At 63.8% G+C, this 21,827-nt stretch carries 17 protein-coding genes; 7 read left to right on the top strand and 10 right to left on the bottom strand.

Going from position 1 to position 21,827, the window contains the following annotated elements; genetic code table 11:
• The first annotated feature begins 37 nt into the window (after positions 1–37).
• From JNB89_RS01815 to JNB89_RS01805, 3 genes are all read left to right on the top strand, one after another.
• Positions 38–1,555, top strand: coding sequence for a DUF1800 domain-containing protein (locus tag JNB89_RS01815; protein ID WP_220361025.1), 1,518 nt, complete (start codon positions 38–40; stop codon positions 1,553–1,555).
• Between the two features lie 2 nt (positions 1,556–1,557).
• Positions 1,558–2,706, top strand: coding sequence for a DUF1501 domain-containing protein (locus tag JNB89_RS01810; protein WP_220361024.1), 1,149 nt, complete (start codon positions 1,558–1,560; stop codon positions 2,704–2,706).
• 393 nt (positions 2,707–3,099) lie between these two features.
• Positions 3,100–4,788, top strand: a complete 1,689-nt coding sequence (locus tag JNB89_RS01805) for a hypothetical protein (RefSeq protein WP_220361023.1) — start codon at positions 3,100–3,102, stop codon at positions 4,786–4,788.
• Positions 4,789–4,888: 100 nt separating this feature from the next.
• Here the strand turns inward: JNB89_RS01805 and JNB89_RS01800 are convergent, their stop codons facing one another.
• From JNB89_RS01800 to JNB89_RS01780, 5 genes are all read right to left on the bottom strand, one after another.
• Positions 4,889–6,070, bottom strand: a complete 1,182-nt coding sequence (locus JNB89_RS01800; protein ID WP_220361022.1) for a porin — start codon at positions 6,068–6,070, stop codon at positions 4,889–4,891.
• Between the two features lie 220 nt (positions 6,071–6,290).
• Positions 6,291–7,415, bottom strand: coding sequence for a cupin domain-containing protein (locus JNB89_RS01795; protein WP_220361021.1), 1,125 nt, complete (start codon positions 7,413–7,415; stop codon positions 6,291–6,293).
• A 123-nt stretch (positions 7,416–7,538) separates the two neighbouring features.
• The gene (locus JNB89_RS01790; protein ID WP_220361020.1) at positions 7,539–8,678 is read right to left on the bottom strand and encodes an aminotransferase class V-fold PLP-dependent enzyme; all 1,140 of its coding nucleotides are present in this window, start codon (positions 8,676–8,678) and stop codon (positions 7,539–7,541) included.
• Positions 8,679–8,717: 39 nt separating this feature from the next.
• Positions 8,718–10,010, bottom strand: a complete 1,293-nt coding sequence (locus tag JNB89_RS01785) for an MFS transporter (protein WP_220361019.1) — start codon at positions 10,008–10,010, stop codon at positions 8,718–8,720.
• Between the two features lie 55 nt (positions 10,011–10,065).
• Positions 10,066–11,454 (bottom strand): M20 family metallopeptidase, encoded by a 1,389-nt coding sequence (locus JNB89_RS01780; RefSeq protein WP_220361018.1) that lies wholly within the window; start codon positions 11,452–11,454, stop codon positions 10,066–10,068.
• Positions 11,455–11,640: 186 nt separating this feature from the next.
• On the opposite strand from JNB89_RS01780, the gene JNB89_RS01775 reads away from it, so the two are divergent.
• Positions 11,641–12,558 carry a LysR family transcriptional regulator gene (locus tag JNB89_RS01775; protein ID WP_013341465.1) on the top strand — a complete coding sequence of 306 codons (918 nt, stop codon included), beginning with the start codon at positions 11,641–11,643 and terminating at the stop codon, positions 12,556–12,558.
• Positions 12,559–12,631: 73 nt separating this feature from the next.
• Here JNB89_RS01775 and JNB89_RS01770 read toward each other — a convergent pair whose 3' ends face one another.
• From JNB89_RS01770 to JNB89_RS01750, 5 genes are read right to left on the bottom strand one after another with little or no spacing between them, the layout of a single operon-like run.
• Positions 12,632–13,534 carry an NAD(P)-dependent oxidoreductase gene (locus JNB89_RS01770; protein ID WP_220361017.1) on the bottom strand — a complete coding sequence of 301 codons (903 nt, stop codon included), beginning with the start codon at positions 13,532–13,534 and terminating at the stop codon, positions 12,632–12,634.
• Positions 13,535–13,590: 56 nt separating this feature from the next.
• On the bottom strand, positions 13,591–14,274 hold the full coding sequence (gene ligK / locus JNB89_RS01765; RefSeq protein WP_135891816.1) for a 4-carboxy-4-hydroxy-2-oxoadipate aldolase/oxaloacetate decarboxylase: 684 nt from the start codon (positions 14,272–14,274) through the stop codon (positions 13,591–13,593).
• A gap of 2 nt (positions 14,275–14,276) precedes the next feature.
• Complete coding sequence (locus JNB89_RS01760) at positions 14,277–15,302, bottom strand: amidohydrolase family protein (RefSeq protein ID WP_220361016.1); 1,026 nt, start codon at positions 15,300–15,302, stop codon at positions 14,277–14,279.
• A gap of 38 nt (positions 15,303–15,340) precedes the next feature.
• Positions 15,341–16,657, bottom strand: a complete 1,317-nt coding sequence (locus JNB89_RS01755; protein WP_220361015.1) for an MFS transporter — start codon at positions 16,655–16,657, stop codon at positions 15,341–15,343.
• On the bottom strand, positions 16,650–17,498 hold the full coding sequence (locus tag JNB89_RS01750) for an IclR family transcriptional regulator (protein WP_220361014.1): 849 nt from the start codon (positions 17,496–17,498) through the stop codon (positions 16,650–16,652). Before JNB89_RS01750 ends, JNB89_RS01755 begins: the two co-directional genes overlap by 8 nt.
• A 209-nt stretch (positions 17,499–17,707) precedes the next feature.
• Between JNB89_RS01750 and araD the strand changes: the two genes are divergently transcribed.
• The 3 genes from araD (at position 17,708) to JNB89_RS01735 (ending at position 21,670) form a co-directional block, all read left to right on the top strand.
• A complete protein-coding gene (gene araD / locus JNB89_RS01745) occupies positions 17,708–19,498 on the top strand; it encodes an L-arabinonate dehydratase (RefSeq protein WP_220361013.1) in 1,791 nt (596 codons plus the stop codon).
• 17 nt (positions 19,499–19,515) lie between these two features.
• Positions 19,516–20,250, top strand: coding sequence for a ribonuclease activity regulator RraA (locus tag JNB89_RS01740; RefSeq protein ID WP_220361012.1), 735 nt, complete (start codon positions 19,516–19,518; stop codon positions 20,248–20,250).
• Positions 20,251–20,341: 91 nt separating this feature from the next.
• Entirely contained in the window at positions 20,342–21,670 is a 1,329-nt protein-coding gene (locus tag JNB89_RS01735; protein ID WP_220361011.1) for an MFS transporter, read from the top strand.
• Positions 21,671–21,827: the final 157 nt, after the last annotated feature.

The following is a 21,827-nucleotide window of genomic DNA, read 5'->3' as shown; positions in this document are numbered from 1 at the left end:
TCCGCGTTCAAGCATTTTCAATGCCGAAGAGGGTGGTATGGCAGTCTCACCAAACCTGACTCCCGCTGCAATTGCGCTTAACCGCTTTGGTCTCGGCGCGCGCGCGGACGACACGCCGCCTGCCGCGCCGAAAGCGTGGCTGCTGGCGCAGCTCGAGCAGTACGAGCCGCGGCCCGCGGCATGGGCCGATCAGCCGGATTCGCTCGCGCTCTCCAGTGAACTGGAGCAGCAGCGACTCCAGTTGCGTGAGCAACGGCAACGCAAGCCGGGCGACGCGGGCGGGGCGTCAATGGTCGATACGCAGGTCAACACGCAGGCCAACACGCAGAGTGAGCAGACGGCAGCCTCGCAAAGCACCGCGAAGCAAGCTAAGGATGCCGAACGGAAAGCCATGCATGTCGAAATACGCGACAGATACCGTTGCGCGGTCAATGCCCGAGTGACGAGCGCATTGACCACGCCGACGCCTTTCGTCGAGCGACTGGTGCATTTCTGGGCCAACCACTTTGCCGTATCGACGGAAAAACCGGCGGTGGCTGCGCTCGCCGGGTCGTTCGAAGCCGAGGCGATTCGCCCTCATGTATTGGGCCGGTTCGAGGACATGCTGGTCGCTGTGGAACGTCATCCTGCCATGCAGGTGTTTCTCGACCAGACCCGTTCAGTGGGTCCGGACAGCATGGCGGCGCTGCGCGCGGGGGCGCGCAACCCGCAGAGCAGGCGCGGCCTGAACGAAAACCTCGCGCGCGAGATCATGGAACTGCATACGCTCGGCGTGCGCAGCGGCTATAGCCAGAGCGACGTCACCGAATTCGCCCAAGCACTGACGGGCTGGAGCGTGGCGAATACGCCGGTAGGCGCAGGCACTTCCCGCATGTTGGGCACTGCGCCGGCGCCCGGTACGTTCGCCTTCCGCGAGGCGCTGCACGAGCCGGGCGTGCGTACGGTGATGGGCCGGCGCTACGATCAGCGTGGCGAAGAGCAGGCGCTCGCGATTCTGCATGACCTCGCCACTGCCCCGGCCACCGCGCAACACATCGGCGGCAAGCTGGCTCGCCATTTCATTGCCGACACGCCGCCCGCGGGCGCGAGTGAGAAACTGGCTGACGCGTTCCAGACGAGCGGGGGTGATCTGCCGACCGTATATCGCGCATTGCTCGACCTGCACCAAGCCTGGTCGCCCACCGCCGTGAAGTTCAAGACGCCGTGGGAATGGGCCATTTCGTCGATGCGCGGTCTCGGTTGGCAAGATCTCGGCAAACTGCAGGCCGCGCCGCTTTTCGCGCAGCTCGGCCAGCCGGTGTGGCGTCCGGGCTCGCCTTCCGGTTACGACGATGTCGCCGCCAGTTGGGCCGCGCCCGATGCATTGGTGCGCCGCGTGGAGGTGGCGCAGCGCTTCGCTGCGCGCGTCGGCGATCGGCTCGATGCGCGTTCGCTCGGCGAGGTGCTGCTGCCCGGATCGCTCGGCGCGCCGACTACAGTCGCGATAGCGCGCGCCGAAAGTGCATCCACCGCGATTGCACTTTTGCTCGTCTCGCCGGACTTTCAACGGAGATAACCATGTCCTCACGCCGCCAGTTTCTGCGTGTCGCCGCTGCCGGAGCCGGGGCGATTCTCGTGTCGCCGCGCATTGCGTTCGCGCGCGTCGTCACACAGCGCCGCTTCGTGTTCGTCATTCAGCGCGGTGCGGCCGACGGGCTCAACATCGTCGTGCCATATGCCGAGCCGGCGTACAGCACGTTGCGCGGCGCGCTTGCGATCGATCCCGCAAGCGCTCACCGGCTCGATGGAACCTTTGCGCTGCACCCCGCGCTCACGCAAATGGCCGGAATGTATGCGCAGCGTCAGGCGCTGTTCGTGCATGCGGTGGCCTCGCCGTATCGCGACCGTTCGCATTTCGACGGACAGAACGTGCTGGAAACCGGCGGCGTGTCGCCGTATCAGGTGAAAGACGGTTGGCTCAACCGGCTCGCCACGCTGCTGCCCGCGGCTCGCGAAACCGCAATCGCCTTCGCGCCCACTGTGCCGATGGCGCTGCGCGGCGCGGCGGCGGTCACGTCGTATGCACCATCCGCATTGCCTGCCGCGCCCGACGATCTGCTGATGCGCGTGTCGCAACTCTATGACGACGATGCGCAGTTGCGCCCGTTGTGGGAATCGGCGATGACGGCGCGCGGTCTTGCGGGCGGCGCAGGCGCGCGCCAGGATCCCGCGAGCCTTGGCAAGCTCGCTGCGGGTTTTCTCGCGCGTGACGACGGCCCGCGCATCGCGATGATCGAGACCGGCGGCTGGGACACGCACAGCGCGCAGAACGCGCGCCTCGGCAATCAGTTGAAAGCGCTCGACACGATGCTTGCCGCGTTGCGCGACGGCATGGGCGCTGCCTGGAGCGAAACCACGGTGCTGGTGGCGACCGAGTTCGGCAGGACCGCGGCCGCGAACGGCACCGAAGGCACCGACCACGGCACCGGTTCGGTCGCGATGGTGCTGGGCGGTGCGGTAGCAGGCGGCCGGGTGCTCGCGGACTGGCCCGGCCTTGCGCCGCGCGATCTGTACGAGGCGCGCGACCTCAAGCCGACCGCTTCGCTCGATGCGCTGATTGCCGGCGTGACGAGCGAGGGCCTCGGTCTAGATCCGCAGCGCACGGTGCGCGCGCTGTTCGGCCGCACAGCCCGCGTCAGGCCGATGAGCGGTATGGTGCGCGCCTAGCAGAGCTGCCGGGCTGCGGGGCAGCTTCGGCAGGCTTTTCTCTCCTCTCTTTTCTCCCTGAGGTCTGTGGCTTTCGCGGACCGTCCCCGCCTCTTCCTCGCGCGCGGCACGTCTTTTTTTCCCGCTAGCCCTACACAAGCGCGCTTTTTTGCCGACATCCAAGGCATTGGTTGCAGCACGTGGAGCGCTTGAAGCACCCCGAAGCGGTTCATGCTGCCGGTGGGAAAATTGACCGGGCCCCATTACTCGTGACGCTCTTCCTCATTCGCGCTCAGTGTCGATTGATAAGGATGGCGAACGAATTGGGTGCCGTCGGTTTTCTCCCGGACTCGCAACCCCAGATCGCATTTCGCGGATTTTGTCCGGGCGCCCCCGGCGTTGGATTCTCTTGCCATGGTTAAACGACGTGAGTTTCTCGGCTTGCTGACGGCTGTCGGCGGCAGCTACATGCTGAGCGCATGCGGCGGCGGCGGCGGTGGCGGAAGCGGTGGCGACAGCAAGGGCACGAGCACGGGCGCGACGACCAATGCGAACTCAAGCTCGCCGGGCGGGGCCACGGGAGCAACCGGCACCGGCACCGCGACGACTGGAAGCACGGGCGGCACGCAGGGCAATGCGACTTCAAGCGGTTCGACGGCCAACAACGGCGCCTCGAACAGCAGCACGCCTGCCTCGGCAGACGGCACGTCGATTCCTCCGGCGGCATCGATTGTCGACAACCAGTCGGCAGTGTGGACACTCGTCGGCGGATCGGTGTATCGGAACGGTGTGAAGGCCGGCAATACCTACAGCGTTTCGTTGGTGCTGTGGTACGGCGGCATTGTCTACCACGCAGGCACCGGCGGGCAGTTCTACGGCTGGAGCGGCTCAGCCTGGTATGCGTGCGCCGATCCTCGTTTCGGTGCAACGTCTGCGGACGGCACCACGATTCCCGGCGCCTCGCGCATCATCGACAAGGTGGGCGCGGTGTGGACCGTCGCGAGCGGCGTGGTCCTGCGCAACAACGCCACGGTCGGCGTCACCTCGAACGTGGCGTTGCTGCTGTGGTACGGCGGCAAGCTGTGGTATCGCGCGACAGGCGGGCAGTTTTACGTGTGCAACGACATCGACCAGTGGCTGCCGTGCACCGATCCGCGCATCTCCGTGGCGGCGACGAGCGGCACATTCCACGGCATCAACGGGCATTACGACTACCGCTACACGCCCGCGCAGGTCGTGTCGATCATGCAGAACATGGGCTGCTCGACGTATCGCGTGGGCGTGACCGACGACTCCACGGAGCTCGCCGCGGTAGTCGCGCTCGCGCAGGCGTTCCAGTCGGCCGGGCTCACGCTCTTCGTGCTGATCCAGATCGGCATGCGCGACGCCAACGGCGCGCTGCTCGCGAGCGAGGCGGCGGCGTACAGCCGCGGCCATTCATGCGGCGTGACGGTGGCTGCCGCGCTCGCGCCGTACGGTGTGGTCATGTACGAGTGCGGCAACGAACTGACTCGCGATCCCGCGATCATTCTCGACTCCACCAATGCAGGCACGAAGGCAGTCGACTTCAGCAACGCGAACTGGCCGATCATGCGCGGTCTGATGCGCGGCATGCTGGACGGCGTAAAGGCGGCGCAGCCGGCGGCGAAATGTGGAATCAACTTCTGCGTGGCGGATGTCGGCGCCGCAGACGCGTTGTGGGACGGCACGCAACCGGATGGCACGAGCGGCCACCCCACAGTGCGGTGGGACATGACGACGTGGCACAACTATGACGTGTACGGCGACATCTTCGACATTGGCTCGGACGGTTCCGGCCCCGGCTTCGATCTGCCTACATACTGCAAGGCCCGTTACGGTATGCCGTTCTTGCTGACCGAATGGAATACCGGCCCAGAGAAGACGCTGGCCTATCGCGCGGATTACATCAGCTCGCGTTATGCGAGCTACTACGAGGCCAGAAAGACCAAGAACATTCAGTCGACCATGTATTACGAGCTCGACAGCGGCAACACCACATATGGCGTGATGATCGACGGCGTCACGGTCAATCTCACCTACAACGCATTCGTGAGCGCCGTCGCAAGCCATCCCGACAATTGAGGCTCGTGGCGCGTGCTCGAATGCTTTCTCAATGGCACGCGCGCGGTCACATCGGCACGCCGTTGTGACCGCGTTCGAGCAGGCCAGCCGTATGCGGGCGTCAGAACTTGTGCCGAATTCCCAGTTGAACGAAGGTCTGCCGGTTCGATGACGAAGCGCTCAGCGCGTTGAGCGTCGCGCGTGCGGCCTTGCCGGTCGAGTCCGTGCCGCCGGCAAATTCAGTGCTGCCGATCACGTAGACGTCCGTGCGCTTCGACAGATAATAGTCGAGCGACAGCGACACGTTGTTGTAGCGCGAACTGCCGATCGTGCCAACGCCAGAACCGCGCGTGTAGCTATAGACCAGTTCGCTCAGCAGAAGCGGGGTCCAGTAATAGGTGAGGTTGAATTCGGCGGTATCGAACTTTGCTGTGCCCGACAGATGCAGGGGGTTGGAGCCCGACGACGTATCGCCGAGATTCTTGAACTGCACGTTGCTATAGACGAGCCCGAACGTTGCCGGGCCGAGTGTATAACGCCCCGCGGCGGCGATTGCCTGATACGTGTGCGCCGACGCATAACCGCTGTACACCGGACTCGAGCTCATGTTGTTCAGGTTGGCTCCGGCCACGTTGGTGGGCGTACTGGTGAAATACGACTGGTTCGGGTTGCGTACGTTCATGAAAGCCGCGCCTGCGGAAAAGCTCCCGTATTCGTAACCGACGCCGGCGGACCATATCTGGTTACGCGCGAAATCGCCGGCCTGTCCGCCAAACCCATACACGCCGCCTATCGTGAAGCCGCCCATCTTGGGGCTCGTGTACTTGACCGAGTTGTTCACCCGCTTGCTGTTGTTCAGATTGTCGAGGTCGCCCGGATGCGCTGTCGTGCCGCCGCCGAAATTCGCGGAATTCATGCGCGATTCGACGAACGTTACGAGCGAATCGTACTGGCGTCCGAGCGTGAGCGTGCCGTAAGCGTCGCTCGACAATCCGACGAACGCCTGCCGCCCGAACAGGTTGCCACCCTGCAGCGACGTGCCCTTGCCGAGATCGAAGCCGTTTTCCAACGTGAAGATCGCCGAGAGGCCACCGCCAAGATCCTCGACGCCCTTGAAGCCCCAGCGCGAGCCTTGCATGATGCCGCTCGAGCCGCCTATCACGCGGCCGCCGCCGCTGTTGCTCTGATAGTTCACGCCGTAGTCGATGAGTCCGTAAATGGTGACCGAGCTTGCGTGTGCGGATGAGATGCCGCAAGCGGCGAGAATGGCGGCGCCCGACAGCGCCTTTCTGATAGTTAGCATGGCGAAATAAATAAGATTATGAAGTTTCAGGGCGGACGAACGAAAAACAGCATTGACTTCGGGTAATACCTTTCTCGTGTGCAGCGATTGCGGGCTTCGGGATCAATCAGACAGGGCGCAAATGGCAAACATCATCGGCGTTTCCCGCTAGTGCATCGTGACGCTGGAACGGCGCGGCGCTTGCACTGTGCGCCGCGCCGCGCCTTTGGCTCTGCTGCGATCAGCTCAGCAAGACATCCGCTGGCAGCGTGACTTCCAGCAGTTCGAGATCGGCGCTGTATTGGGAGAACGTATAGGAAAGCTCACCTGGAATGGCGATGCTGTCGTCGGCTAAGAGCTGCCAGCGTTGCCCGCCCTGAGTGACTTCGAGACTCCCGGTCAGCACGAAGAAAAAGCAGAATTCGGTGTCGTGGCGGCGGATCTGCGGCTCGGCATTGCCGCTCGCACGCACCACGCGCACACCTGCGAGGCCGCCGGTGGCAGCGCCAATGCCTGTATCGGTAACGACGAAGCCCGGCGATGTCCAGGGCTTCCAGCTTGCGTTCTTCGCAATGTGTCGCACGAAGCGCTGGCCGTTGAAGTCGCGCTCCGGCCTCGAAAAAGGCGTCGGCAGAGTCAGCTCATGATCTGCCATCGTGATGTGCTCGGCGGGACTGCCCAGTTCGATCACTTCGGCGCCGGCTGAGCTTTCCAGCACGCGGTGACGGATTTCAGGCGGCTGAAGCACGCAGTCGCCGGCCTCGAGCACGAAGGGTTCGCCCTGGTCTTCGTAGACGAGTCGCACCCAGCCCTTGCGACAGAAAATGGTCTGGAAACGGATCTTGTGATAGTGCACATAGTCCGGCACCGGACCGCCCTCCAGAATGCGGATATGCGACGCGATGAACGCACCGCCGTGACGCTCAGGCAGAAGGTCGCGGTAACGCATGCCCGCGCGTCCGACGCTCCAGTGCGCGTCGCCGTTTGCCTGCGCCAGTACGAGTTGTTGGCGCGTGGGCGGCAGCTTCATGGGCGGGTCGGCATGTACGAGGCGAACGGTCACGCCGTTCGGCGCGGTCAATTCGCGTGCATCGCCTCGCAGTTGCAAGGGGTCGTCGCACAGAACATACAAGTCGCGCAGGCCGTCGGGGGCATCCAGACCCAGTTGGATCCTGAAGCCGTCGCGCGAAAGAATCGCGGTGCGCGGTCCGTCGGCGGGAAAAATGGCGTCAAGGCGAAAGCCGAGCCGCTCGATAAAAAATTGCATCGTGGCGGGCAAGTCCGTGCATTTCATCGGCACGACAAAGCCGTGGATGCCGGCTATCGCGGCGTCAGAGTCGGCGCAACCGTGAGTAGAGGAGTTCATGTGAATTCGCTTTCGAGTCAAGAGGGCAGGGGCGGCGCGTAATGCATGCGCGCACCGGCGGCCCTGTCAGCACGCAGGCGATTCCAATGCGGCGCGGCGCCCGCGAGAATGGGCGCGCGAATTTCATTGCGGCAAACATTGCGCAAGCCGTTCGAGTCCCGCAGGCGTCGTGCAAACGCCTGGTGAAAAGCGCAACGTGCGGCTGCGCGAATCGACGAACACGCCGGCTTCGTTCAGTTTCACAACCAGTTGCGCCGCGTCGAGATGCGCGGGCGCTTCGGCCATGATGCTGCCTCCGCGCTCGTCGTCGTTGCGCGGGGACAGTAGCCGGTAGCGCTTCTCGTCGAGCATCGCGATCAATTGATGGCATAGCGCCAGATTATGCTCACGTACGCTGCCCGCCGGTTGCGAGCGCATCCACGTCATGCCGGGCTGCGAGGCGACGAACGGCAGCACGGAGGGCGTGCCGGTGTCAAAGCGCCGCGCGTCCGATGCGTACGCGAACGCGTCGATGTCCCAATTGAATGGATTCTGCTGGCTGAACCAGCCGCGCACGGCAGGCGTGGCCTCTTGCGCGAGCGCGTGAGGTGCAATGTAGCCAAGCCCAGTTCCAGGCGCGCCGCATAGCCACTTGAGCGTGGAGCCGCAGACGAAATCGAACGGTGTGGTGTTGACGTCGAACGGCAGGATGCCTATGCCTTGCGTCACGTCGAGCGCCACCCGGCTGCCGCGGCGTCGTGCATGCTCGCAAATCGCGGCGAGGTTCACGCGCCTGGACGTCAGCGACGACACCCATGTGACGAGCGCGAGTGCCACGTCGCCTGTCCATGCTTCGAGAAAGTCTTCGTCGCGGACATACGCTTGCCCTTCGCGCAACGCGACGGTGCGCAGCGTGAACCCGCGAGCTTGCGCAAGGCCGGACAGCAGAAAGTGCAGGCTCGGAAAGCAGTCCGCGGCGACGAGCACCGTGCGGCCTCGCAGAGTTTGGTCGGCGAGGCCGTCCAGATAGCGAGCAAAGGTGTCCGTCACGTTTTGCGCGCCGAACACGTTGGCAGGCTGGGCGCCGATCAGTTCGGCCCAGTCCGACAGCAGGCGCGCACGCGCGGCGAGCGCCGCGTCCCAGCGGCGGTCGTCGGGCGCACACCAGCTTGCCGCGAAACCGGCGAGCGCCGCGGTCATCGCCTCGCGATGGCCGGGATACACGCCCACGGAGTGATACATGAACCAGCCGCTGAAATCGTCCGCTGGTGCAGGTTGGTGCATGGCGAGGTTTTCCATATGTGAGGTCGGCAGGTCCACGGCTCAGATGTGCTTGACGAGCTTGAAGTGGTACAGCGCGATACATGCCAGGCTCAGCGCCGCGCATGCCATCAGATAGAACGCGGGCGACAGCGGATCGTGGGTTGCGCCGATCATTGCGGTGACGAGCCACGGCGTGAATCCGCCGAACACCATGACGCCGATGTTGTAGCTGAAGCCGAGTCCCGTACTGCGAACGCTAGTGGGAAAGAGCGACGACAATACAGCGGCGAGCGGGCCGAAGTAGATTGCCTTCAATGCGCCGGCGAGCGACATGATCGCCATCAGCACCGCAAAGGAGGGGCTTTTGATGAGCCAGACGAAACACGGATAGATCGTGACAAGCGTGGCGATTGCGGAAATCACCATCATGCGGCTGCGCCCGTAGCGATCGGACAAGTGGCCCATGAGCGGAGTAAACACCATCAGGATCGTACCGGTGACCACTGTTGCCGCGAATCCCGTCGATGCCGGCAGATGCAGTTGCTTTACCGCATACGTCGGCATGTAGAGAATCATCAGATAGCTGGCGGCGGTCGATACCGCCATGATGCCCGCCGCGATCAGAATGCGGCCCTTGCTGTGCGCGAGCAGTTCGCGCACCGGCGCATTGCGTGCGGTGGTGTGGCCGGCTGCGGGCAACGTGTCGTCGATATGCTTGCGGATGTAGAGGCCCACCGGTGCGACCAGCAGACCGAAGATGAACGGTGCGCGCCAGCCCCACGATTCGATTTGCGCCGGCGATAGTTGCGTGCTCAGCGCGAGCCCCGCGCAAGAGGCGAGCACCGTGCTCATTCCCTGGCTGGAAAACTGCCAGCTTGCGAGAAATGCCTTGCGTTTGCTCTTCTGCTCGATCATCAGAGCCGTGCCGCTGCCGAATTCGCCGCCTGTCGAGAAGGAAATCAGAATACGCGCCGTCATCAGGCCAATGGGCGCCGCAAGCCCGATCGACGCGTAGGTCGGAATCACCGCGCAGATCAGCGTGCCTATCGTGGTGAGCGCAAGCGATACCAGCAACGCCGCCTTGCGGCCGTGCCGGTCCGCATATCGGCCGAGCAAGAGCGCACCGAGCGGCCGGAACACATACGAAAGACCAAACGTGCCGAACGTCAGCAGCAGCGAAACGGTTTCGTCATGAGCAGGGAAGAAGAGCTTCGAAAGCGTTACGGCAAAGAAGCCGTACGCGGCGAAGTCGAACCACTCGAGCGCATTGCCGATGCTCGTCGCGACGATCAGGCGTCGCATGGGCGTCCCGCTTGTCTGCTGCACGCGGTCTTCGATAACAGTGGAATTCATGATGTGTGTTCCGTGCGAGAAGCTCAACGTGTCGGATATGGTGGGAAAAGCAGTGTCAACGGCGGTGCGGAACGTCGGGCTCGCCCAGGTCCCAGAACACACCGGTCATCAGTTGCAACGCTTCTTGCATGACCGGCGCGAGCACATGTTCGTCGGGCGCGTGCTGACGGCAGCCTGGATACGAGTGCGGAATCCAGATGGTCGCGAGACCCAGCGTGTCGGAGAAACACTCGTTCGGAATCGTGCCGCCGAGGTTGGGCAGAAGCGTCACCGGCTTGCCGGTCGATGCCTCGATGGAGCGCTCGGTGAATGCAACCCACGGGTCGTTCGGGTCGAGCCGCGTTGCGTTGCCGGACGCTTCGATCGTGACTTCGATGCCTGTAAAACCTTCGCGTGCAAGGTGCGCCTCGATCAGCTCTTTCGCGCGCCGCCAGTCGGTGCCCACTACGAAGCGCAACTGGCAAACGGCTTGCGCCGAACGCGGAATTGCGCTTACCGGGTTAGCCACGTTGCCCGATTGCATTGCAAGCACTTCGAGCGTGTTCCATGCGAAAACGCGCTCGGCGGGCGTGAGACCAGGCTCGCCCCAGTTCGGCGAGAGCGGTGGATCGTCTGCGTCCGCGCCAATCTGCAGATGCGCGACGCGCTCGCGAACCTGCGGCGGAATAGGCGGCGGAAGCAGCCCGTTCACCCGTATCCGGCCATGTCCGTCGACGAGACTCGCGAGGGCATTCGCAAGCACGGTTGCGGGATTGGCCAGCACGCCGCCCCAGTTGCCCGAATGCCGGGCGCCGAATGCGTTCGTCACGCTCAGCCTGAAATGCAACGCGCCGCGCGAGCCCAAAAACATCGTTGGCGACGCCGCCCGCTGACGCGGGCCGTCGGAGGCGATCAGCAGATCCGCGGATAAGCGCTCGCGCAAGTTCGCGCAAATCGCATCGAGCCCGGGCGATCCCACTTCCTCGCCCATTTCGAAGACGATCTTCGCGTTGAAGCCGAGCTCCCCGCGTTCGGCGAAAACTGCTGCGAGCGCGGCAAGATTGATGGAATGCTGTGCCTTGTTGTCCGCAATGCCGCGGCCATACCAGCGCTCACCTTCCACGCGTACCTGCCAGGGCGAGCGTTCGTTGCTCCAGTTGGCGGCGTCGCCGTCGATCACGTCGCCGTGGCCATACAACAGCACGGTGGGCCGGGACGGTGATTCGAGTCGTTCGCCGATCAGAAACGGCGGCATGCCGGGCACAGGGTTTTCCACGATCTCGCAGATAAACCCTAGTGCGCTGAGCGCGGCTTCGATTTCGTCGGAAAGGTAGCGGCGCAGCAGCGGCGCCGCGTCCGCGCGCTGACTCTCGGTCGCGAGGCCAACGCGCCGGCTCAGGACGGCAAGGAATTCGCCGCTGTCGAAGTGCGTACGGGCAAGGGTAAGAGCGCTTTGTCGGGACATGTCGTGAGGGGCGTTCGAAGTCGAGTGTCCCCAGAGTAGCCCGCCGCCTGTATTTTTGTATTCGCAATCAAACAAGGTACATTTGCGCTACACGCAAAGCTTGTTTTTGCCGCTCGTCTGTCAATCCGGTACCGGGCTGCGCTCCACGCGCGTTCGGTTTGCAAGCCCGCTTCGCTCACAAACGTCATGCGCAAACTGCTGGAGCCTTCGCTTTATTACTTTTCGGTGGTCGCTCAAACGGGCTCGCTGACATCGGCGACCGAGAAGCTCGGCCTTACCGTGTCGGCGTTGAGCCGGCATATCGCAAAGCTCGAAGGCGACATTGGCGTGCCGCTGTTCGAGCGTCACGCGCGCGGCATGGTGCTGTCGCACGCGGGGCGGCTGCTGTTTCGTCACGCGCAGCGCACGCTGGCAGACGCGCAGGCTGTGTTCGACGAGATTCAGGGCGACGAGCGGCGGCGCGCGCGCACGCTGACAATCGCATGCACTGAAGGCTTTGCGTTCGACTTTCTGCCTGTGTCTCTAGGGGCGTTCTGCGCGCAGCAACCCGACGTCGCCATCCGGCTGGAAGTAGTGCCTGCGGAGCGCGCGAGCCAGATGCTGCTGTCGGGAGAAGCGTCGATTGGGCTCGCTTTCACGTTCAAGCCGGAGCCGGGCGTGCTGGTGCAGTTCACGCAGCGCGCGCCGGTGATGGCGCTGATGCACGACGATCATCCGCTCGCGAGCAGGCCGCAGATCGCGCTGAAGGATCTGCCCGCTTATCCCGTGCTGCTGCAGGACAAGGGCACGACCAACCGGCAACTGTTCGACATTGCATGCAGCGTGGAGGGCATTGAAATAGAGCCGATGATGACGAGCCGCTACGTGGCGGCGCTCTACCGTTTTGCGCAAGCGGTGCCAAACGCAATCATGCCGTCGGGCTATGTGTCGGTGGCAAAGCGTTTAGCGGTGGACCATCTCACGGCCATTCCCTTCGACAATCCGTTGCTCGCGCAACGACGTCTGCAGGTGATCACGCTTGCAGGCCGTCAGCTCGACGATCTTGCGCAGGAGTGTCTGGACTGGATCGTCGAGGACTTGAAGCGGACTTCGGAGCGGGCGTGATAGCGCCGGCGGCGCTCGAACGGCTGACCGCACACATCAGGCGCCGCGCATCAGACTGCGTACCGCGTGTGCGTCACGCGGGCTTCAGCAACGTTCGCCATTCGGGCAGGGCGCCTTTGTTGTCGAGCTTCTCGACGAGCGGCAGGGCGCGCGCGGCGAGCTGCTCCTGTACATCGGCGACAGCGCTTGCGAGCGTGCCCGACATGCCGAGACTTTCCAGCATCGACGCCGCTTCGCGCATTTCTTCCGAGCGCCGCTGACCATGCTCGACCACTCGACCGATGAGATACGCTTCGTAGCCGGCATCCCAGCCGACGCCCGGAAAGCTCGCCGCTAGCGAAGCGAGCACGCGGCCGTCCACGTCGAATTGCCGCGCAGCCAGCATCGACTGCACGCACAGAGCTTCCATACCCTTGATCATGATGCTGCGGCACAGTTTGATTGCCGAGGCAAGGCCGACTTCCTGCGCGACCGCTTCCGGGCGCATGCCAAGTCCGTTCAGCAGTTCCGCTGTCTGTGCGGCAACACGGCCGCCAAGCAGCATCGGCACACGTATGCCTTGCGGCGGCACAGGCGCCATGACCGCGGCTTCCACGTAATCGGCGCCGCTTTGCTGAACCGTCACGCTATTGCGCTGCTTGACGGCGGGCGACACCGAATTCAGATCGATGAAAATCTGACCTTTGACGAGATGCGCCGCGGCAGCGCTCGCCACCGCTTCAGCCTGGCTCGCGGTCACGGCGGAGAAGACGAGTTGCGCATCGCGCAACGCGCTGGCGAGATCGTCGGCAAGCTGCGCTCCGCTTTGCTCCGCGCGCTCGACAATCGCACTACGAGTGGCCGGGTCGGCGAGTTTGATGTCGAAGGTGGACACCGCACGGCCGGCTTCGGTGAATGCGCGCGCGAAGATCGGCCCAACCTCGCCGAAGCCGATAATCGCAATCCGCGCGGCGGACTGTTGGGGCGACTGGGACATATGGGCACTCCGTAGTTGCGTTGGACAATGAGCGAAGCCGAGCGCGCGACACGCACTCAGTCGATATAGCGCAGCCCCAGTTGCTTTAACGGCTCGCGCATCTGATACATATCGAGGCCGAGCACGCCCGAGGCGAGCTTCTCACGTTTCTGCGCTTCGTTTGCTTCGCGCGCGCTAGCTTTTTCGAGCGTTTCTTGCGCCTTGGCCGACGGCACCACGACCACGCCGTCCTGATCGGCGACGATCACGTCGCCCGGCGCGACCAGCGCGCCCGCGCAAACCACCGGAATGTTCACCGAGCCGAGCGTGGCCTTGATCGTGCCCTTCGCCGAAATCGCCTTGCTCCAGACCGGGAAGTCCATCTCGGTGAGCACGCTCACGTCGCGCACGCCCGCGTCGATAATCAGGGCTCGCGCGCCGCGCGCCTTGAAGCTCGTGGCGAGCAGGTCGCCGAAATAGCCGTCGGTGCAATCGGCGGTGACGGCTGCCACGACTACGTCGCCCGGCTGGATCTGTTCGGCGGCGACGTGCAGCATCCAGTTGTCGCCGGGATGCAGCAGCACGGTGACGGCGGTGCCGAAGGCATGCGCGCCGGTGTAGATGGGGCGCATGTACGGCTTCATCAGGCCGACACGTCCCATTGCTTCGTGCACCGTTGCGCTGCCGAGCGCGCCGAGGCCGTCCGCGATGCGGCTGTCCGCGCGGGCGACGTTGCGATAAACCACTCCGAGTTCGTACATGTTCAACGTCCTTGTGCTTTGAGTGCGGCGTCGAGGCGCGGATAGACGCGCCGTGCGTTGCCTTCGTAGATCTTGTTGCGCTGTTCCGGATTCATATCCGCCGCTTCGACATAGCGCTTCGTATCGTCGAAGTAGTGGCCTGTTTGCGGATCGACACCGCGCACGGCGCCGATCATCTCGCTTGCGAAAAGAATGTTGTCGACCGGAATCACTTTGGTGAGCAGGTCGATGCCGGGCTGGTGATAGACGCAGGTATCGAAGAAGATGTTTTTCAGCAGATGCTTTTCGAGCAGCGGCTTCTTCATTTCCTGCGCGAGGCCGCGAAAGCGTCCCCAGTGGTAGGGCACCGCGCCGCCGCCATGCGGAATCACGAACTTCAGCGCAGGGAAGTCGCGAAACAGGTCGGACGTGAGGCACTGCATGAACGCCGTCGTATCCGCGTTCAGATAATGAGCGCCGGTGGTGTGAAAGCACGCGTTACAGCTCGTGCTCACATGCACCATGGCCGGAATGTCGTACTCGACCATCTTCTCGTAGACCGGATACCAGTAGCGGTCGGAAAGCGGCGGGCTCGTCCAGTGGCCCCCCGACGGATCGGGATTCAGATTGATCGCGACGTTGCCGTACTGCTCGACGCATTTGACGAGTTCGGGAATGCAGGTGGCGACATCCACGCCGGGGCTTTGCGGCAGCATTGCGGCGGGAATGAAGTTCTCGGGGAACAGCTGACTCACGCGGTAGCACAGTTCGTTGCAGATAGCGGCCCACGTGCTCGACACGTTGAAATCGCCAATGTGATGCGCCATGAAGCTCGCGCGCGGACTGAACACGGTGAGGTCGAGGCCGCGCTCGCGCATCAGGCGCAACTGGTTCGTTTCGATCGACTCGCGCAGCTCGTCGTCGCTGATCTGCAGTTCGGACGGGCTGGGTGCGTCGGTGGGATTGCCGAGTGCGGCAATCTGGCGGTTGCGCCAGTTCTCCAGTGCTTTCGGCGCGGTCGTGTAGTGACCGTGAATGTCGATGATCATGCATGTACTCCGAAATGAAATGCGGTACGGCGAACGCTTCAGCGTGGCAGTGCGGTGTCGGCGCGCTGCGCTGTGATGTCTTCTTGCTGCCTTGCCTGATCCGCGCTGCTTGCGGCGCTGAACTTGACGTCGGACAGATCGCGCCCGCGTGTTTCCGGCAGCACCAGCGCGGCGATCACGACGAGCGCATACGACGCACACGCGCACATGCCCATCGCGGCACCCAGCTCGAGCTTCGCGCTCAGCACGCCGACCATGGCGGGCATGATTGCGCCAATGGCACGCCCCGCGTTGCCGCACAGACCTTGTGCCGAAGCGCGGATGCGAGTGGGAAAGAGCTCTGCGATATATGCGCCGGTGCCTGCCGCCGTGCCGGACTGCAGCGTGCCCAGAACAAAGCCCAGCACGAGCGTGACAGGCAGCGTGATCGGCGCGAGTGTGTAAGTAGCAACCGCAATCGCCTGCAGGAACGCGATCACGATAAACGTGCGGCGCCGGCCGAAACGGTCTGCCATCCAGCCGTTCAGAAACGCGCCGGCGAACGAGCCGAGAATGTTGATCGCGAGGTAGCCGCCGATGTTCGTGATCGACAGATGCAGCACCAGCTTCAGATAAGCGGGCAGCCAGGTGATCATCACGTAATTGCCGCCGTAGATGCCGAACGTCAGCAGGATCGCCTTGAAAGTCGTCACGCGGGTCGAGCGGTCGAACACGGCCCAGATGCTTGGGCGGTCCGCGGCATGCTCGCGGCGAATCTGCGCGAACACCGGCGCTTCCTTGATGTGACGGCGAATCCACAGCACCAGCAGCGTGGGCACAATACCGGTTGCGAACAGCACCCGCCACGCCCACTCGGGTTGCAACGAACTGAAGATCAGCGTGGACAGCAGCACCGCCACGCCATAGCCCACGGCCCAGCCAGCCTGCAGCGAGCCCACCGCGCGGCCCCGCACCTGCGGGCGAATCGTCTCGCTGATAAGCACCGCGCCCACCGCCCATTCGCCGCCGAAGCCGAGACCCTGAAGTCCGCGCGTGACCATCAGTTGCCCGAACGAATTGGTGAACGCGGAGAGCAGCGTGAAAGCGGAGAACCACAGAATCGTGATCTGCAAAACGCGCACGCGTCCGTAACGGTCGGCGAGAATGCCTGCAATCCAGCCGCCAAGCGACGCCATGATCAGCACGGTCGTGCCGAGCACGCCTGCCTGGCCGCGCGTCATGCCCCACAGCGCAATTAGCGTGGGAATGGCGAGCGCGTACATCTGCGTGTCCATTGCATCGAGTCCCCAGCCGCTGAAGCACGCCCAGTAGGTGCGCTTCTCCGGCTTCGTCAGCTCGGTGTACCACTTAAGCATTCTCGTTCTCCTGCGTTTGGCCGGTAGCGTCTGGCTGTTTTTGTTGCGGGCCGGGCCGTTCGCTGGCTGCCTGACTGGACGCCGTGTCGAGCGCGCCCGCCGCTGTGAGCAAAGGCTCGGGATCGCCGCCCAGCAGCTTCGTCACGCGCGCGGCGAAGTCGAGCAGGCGCGGCCGGTAGCGCTCCATTTCTTCCATCCCCATGCGTGCGGACGGTCCGACAATGCCGAGCGCGCCCACCAGTTCCTGTCCAACGCGGAACACAGGCGCGGAAATGCCAGACGTTTCGCGGTCGCGCTCTCCCATCGACAGATAGACGTAGCGCGAGCGCACGGTGTCGTACGGCTCGCCGGGTTCGCCCGAGAACGCGAGCAGCACACGCCCGCCCGCGCCGCGTTCCAGCGGCTGCGTGTCGCCTTGCTGCACTTCCGCGCGAATCGAGTGGCGCGACGCAATGCGGTACAGGCAGACCCGGTGATCGCGTTCGCGCACGTGGAACGACACTGCCTCACCCGTTTCGGCGCTGAGCTCTTTCATGGCCGGCAGCAGGACGTCGCGCAGATCGAAGCCGGCCTCGTAGACGGCGCTCAGATGCATCGCAGCTGAGCCGATCCAGAAGCGCCCGTCGTCGTGACGGATCAGAAGCTGGTGATGACAGAGCGCCTGCGCGAGCCGCGACAGCGTGCTCTTGTAAAGCCCTGTGCGCTCGGAGAGTTCCGTGAGCGTGAGCGGTTCGTCGTTGCGGCGAAACGCAAAAAGGATCGACGCGGCGCGGTCGAGCACGTCGATGCCGCTCGACGTGACGCCTTGCGGCGTGCGCGCTGTGTCGCTGCTGCGGGCCATAGCCGTCTCCGGTGCAGTTCTATCAGATAGAACTGATAATCGTTGGATGGAACAATGCTATTCTCATCGCCTGGCGGCGTCAATCGTTGGCCCACCCGCGAACTGGTGATTTCCCCGAGCGACAGCGCCGGATGGTATCGCTACCATCGCAGTCATTCCGAAAGCTGCCGTCCAGCCCCGCAGAACGATGAGCGGATGGTAGCGATACCATGGAGGCGTCAGTGGCGAACCGCAAGACACCGGAGCAGTTGCGCAGTTATCGCTGGTATGGGGTGAACGACCTTCGCTCGTTCGGTCATCGTTCCCGCACCGCGCAAATGGGCTATCACCCGTCCGACTACATGGGCAAGCCCGTAATCGCCGTGGTCAACACGTGGAGCGAGATCAATTCGTGCCACACGCATTTCAAGCAGCGTGTGGAGGAAGTGAAGCGCGGCATCTGGCAGGCAGGCGGTTTTCCCGTCGAGATGCCGGTCATGACGCTCGCCGAGCCGTTCCAGAAGCCCACCACGATGCTTTACCGCAATTTCCTCGCGATGGAGACGGAAGAAATTCTGAAGTCCTATCCATTCGACGGTTGCGTGCTGATGGGCGGTTGCGACAAGACCACGCCCGGCCTGCTGATGGGCGCGATCAGCATGAACCTGCCGGCCATCTATCTGCCCGCCGGCCCGATGCTGCGCGGCAACTGGAACGGCCGCACGCTCGGCAGCGGCTCTGACACCTGGAAGTACTGGGCCGAACTGCGCGCGGGCAAGATCAGCGAGGACGAGTGGAAAGGCATCGAGAGCGGCATTGCCCGGTCGCCCGGCCATTGCATGACGATGGGCACGGCCTCCACCATGACGAGCGCCGCTGAAGCGCTCGGGCTCACGCTGCCGGGTTTTTCGTCTATTCCGGCGGTCGACTCGCGGCATGCGCAGTTCGCGTCGTTGACAGGCCAGCGCATTGTCGAGATGGTGTGGACCGACCTGAAGCCGTCCGACATTCTCACCGCGAAGTCATTCGATAACGCCGTGACCACGGTGCTCGCCATGTCGGGCTCGACCAATGCGATCGTCCATCTGGTCGCGGTGGCGCGTCGCGCCGGTATCGACCTGACGACCGCGCGCTTTGACGAGCTGTCGCGCATCACGCCGGTAATCGGCAATGTGCGGCCGGCGGGCCAGTATCTGATGGAAGACTTCTTTTATGCGGGCGGCTTGCGCGCGCTGCTCGTGGAGCTCGGTGAGCTGATCGACGGTTCGCAGCTGACGGTCAACGGTTCGACGCTCGGAGAAAATATTTCGGGTGCCGAAATTTTCAACGATGACGTCATCCGCCGACGCAGCAATCCGATCGTGGCCAGCGACGGGCTCGCGGTACTCACCGGCAATCTCGCGCCGGACGGCGCGGTGATAAAACCGGCGGCAATGGAAGCACACTTGCTCAAGCATCGCGGTCCCGCCGTGGTGTTCAAGGATTACGCGGACATGGCGGCCCGCATCGACTCCGAAGAGCTCGAGGTTAGCGCGGATTCCGTGATCGTTCTCCAGCATGCGGGGCCGGTCGGCGCGCCCGGCATGCCCGAGTGGGGGCAACTGCCGATTCCGCAAAAGCTCCTGAAACAGGGCGTGCGCGACATGGTGCGCATTTCGGATGCGCGCATGAGCGGCACGAGTTACGGCGCGTGCGTGCTGCACGTGGCGCCCGAGTCGTTCGTGGGCGGCCCGCTTGCGCTAGTGAAAGACGGCGACATGATCGAGCTCGACGTGGCTGCGCGGCGTCTGCATCTGGACGTGGGCGACGAGGAACTGGCCGCGCGCAAGGCGGCGTGGCAGGCGCCGAAGCTTCCGTTCGAGCGCGGCTTTGGCGTGATGCATCAATTGCATGTCCTGCAGGCGAACAAGGGTTGCGACTTCGACTTTCTCGAAGAGCCGATGAAGGCGACCGCCGCCGCGCCGGCGCGGCAGGAACAGGCCACGCCGGGCGCGAAGTACGGCGAACCCGAGATCCACTAGTTCAAAACGGAGTCCTTATGAGCGCAACTGAAGTCGTCGTGAGCGAAGCGACGCTCGAACAGCTAAGGCATGTCAGCACCGCCACCTTGACCACGCAACTCTTCAAGCGCGGCTTGCGCAACGTGTTTTTGCAAGGTGTCGCGCCGCTCGTGAAACCCGCGCCCGGCGCGGCGAATGTAGTCGGCCCGGCATTCACGCTGCGCAATATTCCCGCGCGCGAAGACCTCGATCACGTCGGCGTGTTTCAGGACCCGGAGCATCCGCAGCGCAAGGCCGTGGAGACCGCGCCCGCCGGCAGTGTGCTGGTGCAGGACTGCCGCGGCGAGCGCGCGGTGGCGTCGGTCGGCTCCATCCTCGCGCTGCGGCTCGCAAAGCGCGGCGTCGCGGGCATGGTGTCGGACGGCCCGGTGCGCGACAGCGGGACCATCGCGGCGTTGGGCTTGCCGATCTGGTGCGCGGGCGCGAGCGCGCCGCTTAACCTCGCGAAACATCATGCAGTGGATATGAACGTGCCGATTGCGTGCGGCGGCGTGGCGGTGTATCCGGGCGATATCGTGGTCGCCGACGTGGACGGCGTAGTCATCGTGCCGCGCGAGATGGCCGCCGAAGTCGCGCGCGACGCCGCCGAGCAGGAGCAACTCGAAGCATTCATCGCGCAGCGTATCGAGGAAGGGCGGCCGTTGCGCGGCACCTATCCGCCGAACGAGGAAACCATGGCCGCTTATGCGCAGTGGCGGGCACAACAACAATAAGCCGCGCGGCCCTCCGATTCGCCGAGCCGACTCACGCCTCATCCGTTACAGAACGCAGGCTCGCGCGAAGAACGCGGCCGTAGGAGACGCTGTGAACACCACGACCCCCGCTATTGACGAATCGCGCATGATCAACCGCCTCGCTCTCCGGTTGATGCCGCTACTCGGGCTGCTCTATCTGGTTGCCTATATCGACCGCTCCAATATCAGCTTCGCGAAGCTGCAGATGCTGGGCAGCCTCGGGCTCTCCGAAGTGGCGTATGGGCTTGGCGCGTCTCTGTTCTTTATCGGCTATCTGATTTTCGAAGTGCCGAGCAACGTGATGCTGCACAAATATGGCGCGCCGCGCTGGATGGCGCGCATCATGCTCACGTGGGGCGTCGTGACGATACTGCTTGCCTTCACGACGAACGCGACCATGTTCTACGTGCTGCGTTTTCTGCTCGGCGCGTCCGAAGCAGGCTTATATCCTGGCGTGATCTATTATCTGACGCTGTGGTTTCCGGCGCGGCATCGCGTGCGCATGCTCGGCTATTTCACGCTCGGCAGCAGCCTCGGCAATATGCTCGGCGCGCCGATCTGCGGCTGGCTGCTCGACAAGGGTGGGTTCGCGGGGCTGCAAGGCTGGCAACTCGTATTCATCGTGACGGGCCTGCCTTCGGTGCTGTTGACCGTGGTGGTGCTGTTCATGCTGCCGGCGTCGCCGAAAGAAGCCAGGTTTCTTTCCGCCGACGAGAAAGCATGGCTTTCCAGCACGCTCGAGGCGGAACGCGCGCAGATCAGGGCAAGCGTCGCGTCGCACGGTTCGCTGCTGAGCGTGCTGACCGAGCCGCGCGTGATCGGCATGGCGCTCTACTACATGATGCTGTCCATTTCCGTTTATGGCGTGAGCTACTGGTTGCCGACGCTCGTGAAGGGCTTTGGCGTGAGCAATACAACCAACGGTTTGCTCAACATCGTGCCGTGGCTGATGGCGACCGTGGTGCTTGCATGGTTGCCTTCCAGGTTGCGCGGTGCGGGCGATCGCGCACTCATCGCGATGCTGGTTTCGGCGCTGCTCGGCGTCACATGTTTCGCGAGCGCAGTGTTTCTGCCGACCAACACGCTGCGTTTCATCGCACTGTGTTTCGGCGCGCCGTGCATGTATCTGCTGCTGCCTTGCTTCTGGACCTTGCCGCCGAAATTCCTGACTGGCGCTCGAGCGGCGGCGGGAATCGCCGCGATCAATTCGCTTGGCAACATTGGCGGCTTCATCGCGCAAAATCTTGTGCCGTGGGTTCGTCAAACTACGGGTAGCGTGAAAGCGCCCATGCTGATTCCTGCAACCTGTCTGCTGCTGTTCGCAGCAATTACCGTGTTCATTCTTCGGCGCGAGCGCAACGTGCGCTCGGCCCGAGGCGCCATGGCAGTGACCGAATGAGATGCGTGAGCCGCTGCGTCATATCGCGCGATGGTCTGAGGGGTGTGCGGTGTGGCGCACGTTGGGACCTGCCCGGTGCGCTTTGGGGTAGCCGGGTGCCGTTTGGCGTGACGTCGTGCGGTTTACAATACGCGAGCGATCTAACTTCCTCTGTCCG

Origin of the sequence: Paraburkholderia phenoliruptrix, from assembly GCF_019511605.1 — a bacterium.
GTDB lineage: Bacteria > Pseudomonadota > Gammaproteobacteria > Burkholderiales > Burkholderiaceae > Paraburkholderia > Paraburkholderia phenoliruptrix_A.
This window is presented reverse-complemented; position numbering and strand designations above follow the sequence as displayed.

What these genes read in the sequence shown, in the direction of transcription:
- JNB89_RS01815 (WP_220361025.1), top strand. Translation starts at nt 38, where the DNA reads ATGGCAGTCTCACCAAACCTGACTCCCGCTGCAATTGCGCTTAACCGC.
- JNB89_RS01810 (WP_220361024.1), top strand. Translation starts at nt 1,558, where the DNA reads ATGTCCTCACGCCGCCAGTTTCTGCGTGTCGCCGCTGCCGGAGCCGGG.
- JNB89_RS01805 (WP_220361023.1), top strand. Translation starts at nt 3,100, where the DNA reads ATGGTTAAACGACGTGAGTTTCTCGGCTTGCTGACGGCTGTCGGCGGC.
- JNB89_RS01800 (WP_220361022.1), bottom strand. Translation starts at nt 6,070, where the DNA reads ATGCTAACTATCAGAAAGGCGCTGTCGGGCGCCGCCATTCTCGCCGCT.
- JNB89_RS01795 (WP_220361021.1), bottom strand. Translation starts at nt 7,415, where the DNA reads ATGAACTCCTCTACTCACGGTTGCGCCGACTCTGACGCCGCGATAGCC.
- JNB89_RS01790 (WP_220361020.1), bottom strand. Translation starts at nt 8,678, where the DNA reads ATGCACCAACCTGCACCAGCGGACGATTTCAGCGGCTGGTTCATGTAT.
- JNB89_RS01785 (WP_220361019.1), bottom strand. Translation starts at nt 10,010, where the DNA reads ATGAATTCCACTGTTATCGAAGACCGCGTGCAGCAGACAAGCGGGACG.
- JNB89_RS01780 (WP_220361018.1), bottom strand. Translation starts at nt 11,454, where the DNA reads ATGTCCCGACAAAGCGCTCTTACCCTTGCCCGTACGCACTTCGACAGC.
- JNB89_RS01775 (WP_013341465.1), top strand. Translation starts at nt 11,641, where the DNA reads ATGCGCAAACTGCTGGAGCCTTCGCTTTATTACTTTTCGGTGGTCGCT.
- JNB89_RS01770 (WP_220361017.1), bottom strand. Translation starts at nt 13,534, where the DNA reads ATGTCCCAGTCGCCCCAACAGTCCGCCGCGCGGATTGCGATTATCGGC.
- ligK (WP_135891816.1), bottom strand. Translation starts at nt 14,274, where the DNA reads ATGTACGAACTCGGAGTGGTTTATCGCAACGTCGCCCGCGCGGACAGC.
- JNB89_RS01760 (WP_220361016.1), bottom strand. Translation starts at nt 15,302, where the DNA reads ATGATCATCGACATTCACGGTCACTACACGACCGCGCCGAAAGCACTG.
- JNB89_RS01755 (WP_220361015.1), bottom strand. Translation starts at nt 16,657, where the DNA reads ATGCTTAAGTGGTACACCGAGCTGACGAAGCCGGAGAAGCGCACCTAC.
- JNB89_RS01750 (WP_220361014.1), bottom strand. Translation starts at nt 17,498, where the DNA reads ATGGCCCGCAGCAGCGACACAGCGCGCACGCCGCAAGGCGTCACGTCG.
- araD (WP_220361013.1), top strand. Translation starts at nt 17,708, where the DNA reads ATGGAGGCGTCAGTGGCGAACCGCAAGACACCGGAGCAGTTGCGCAGT.
- JNB89_RS01740 (WP_220361012.1), top strand. Translation starts at nt 19,516, where the DNA reads ATGAGCGCAACTGAAGTCGTCGTGAGCGAAGCGACGCTCGAACAGCTA.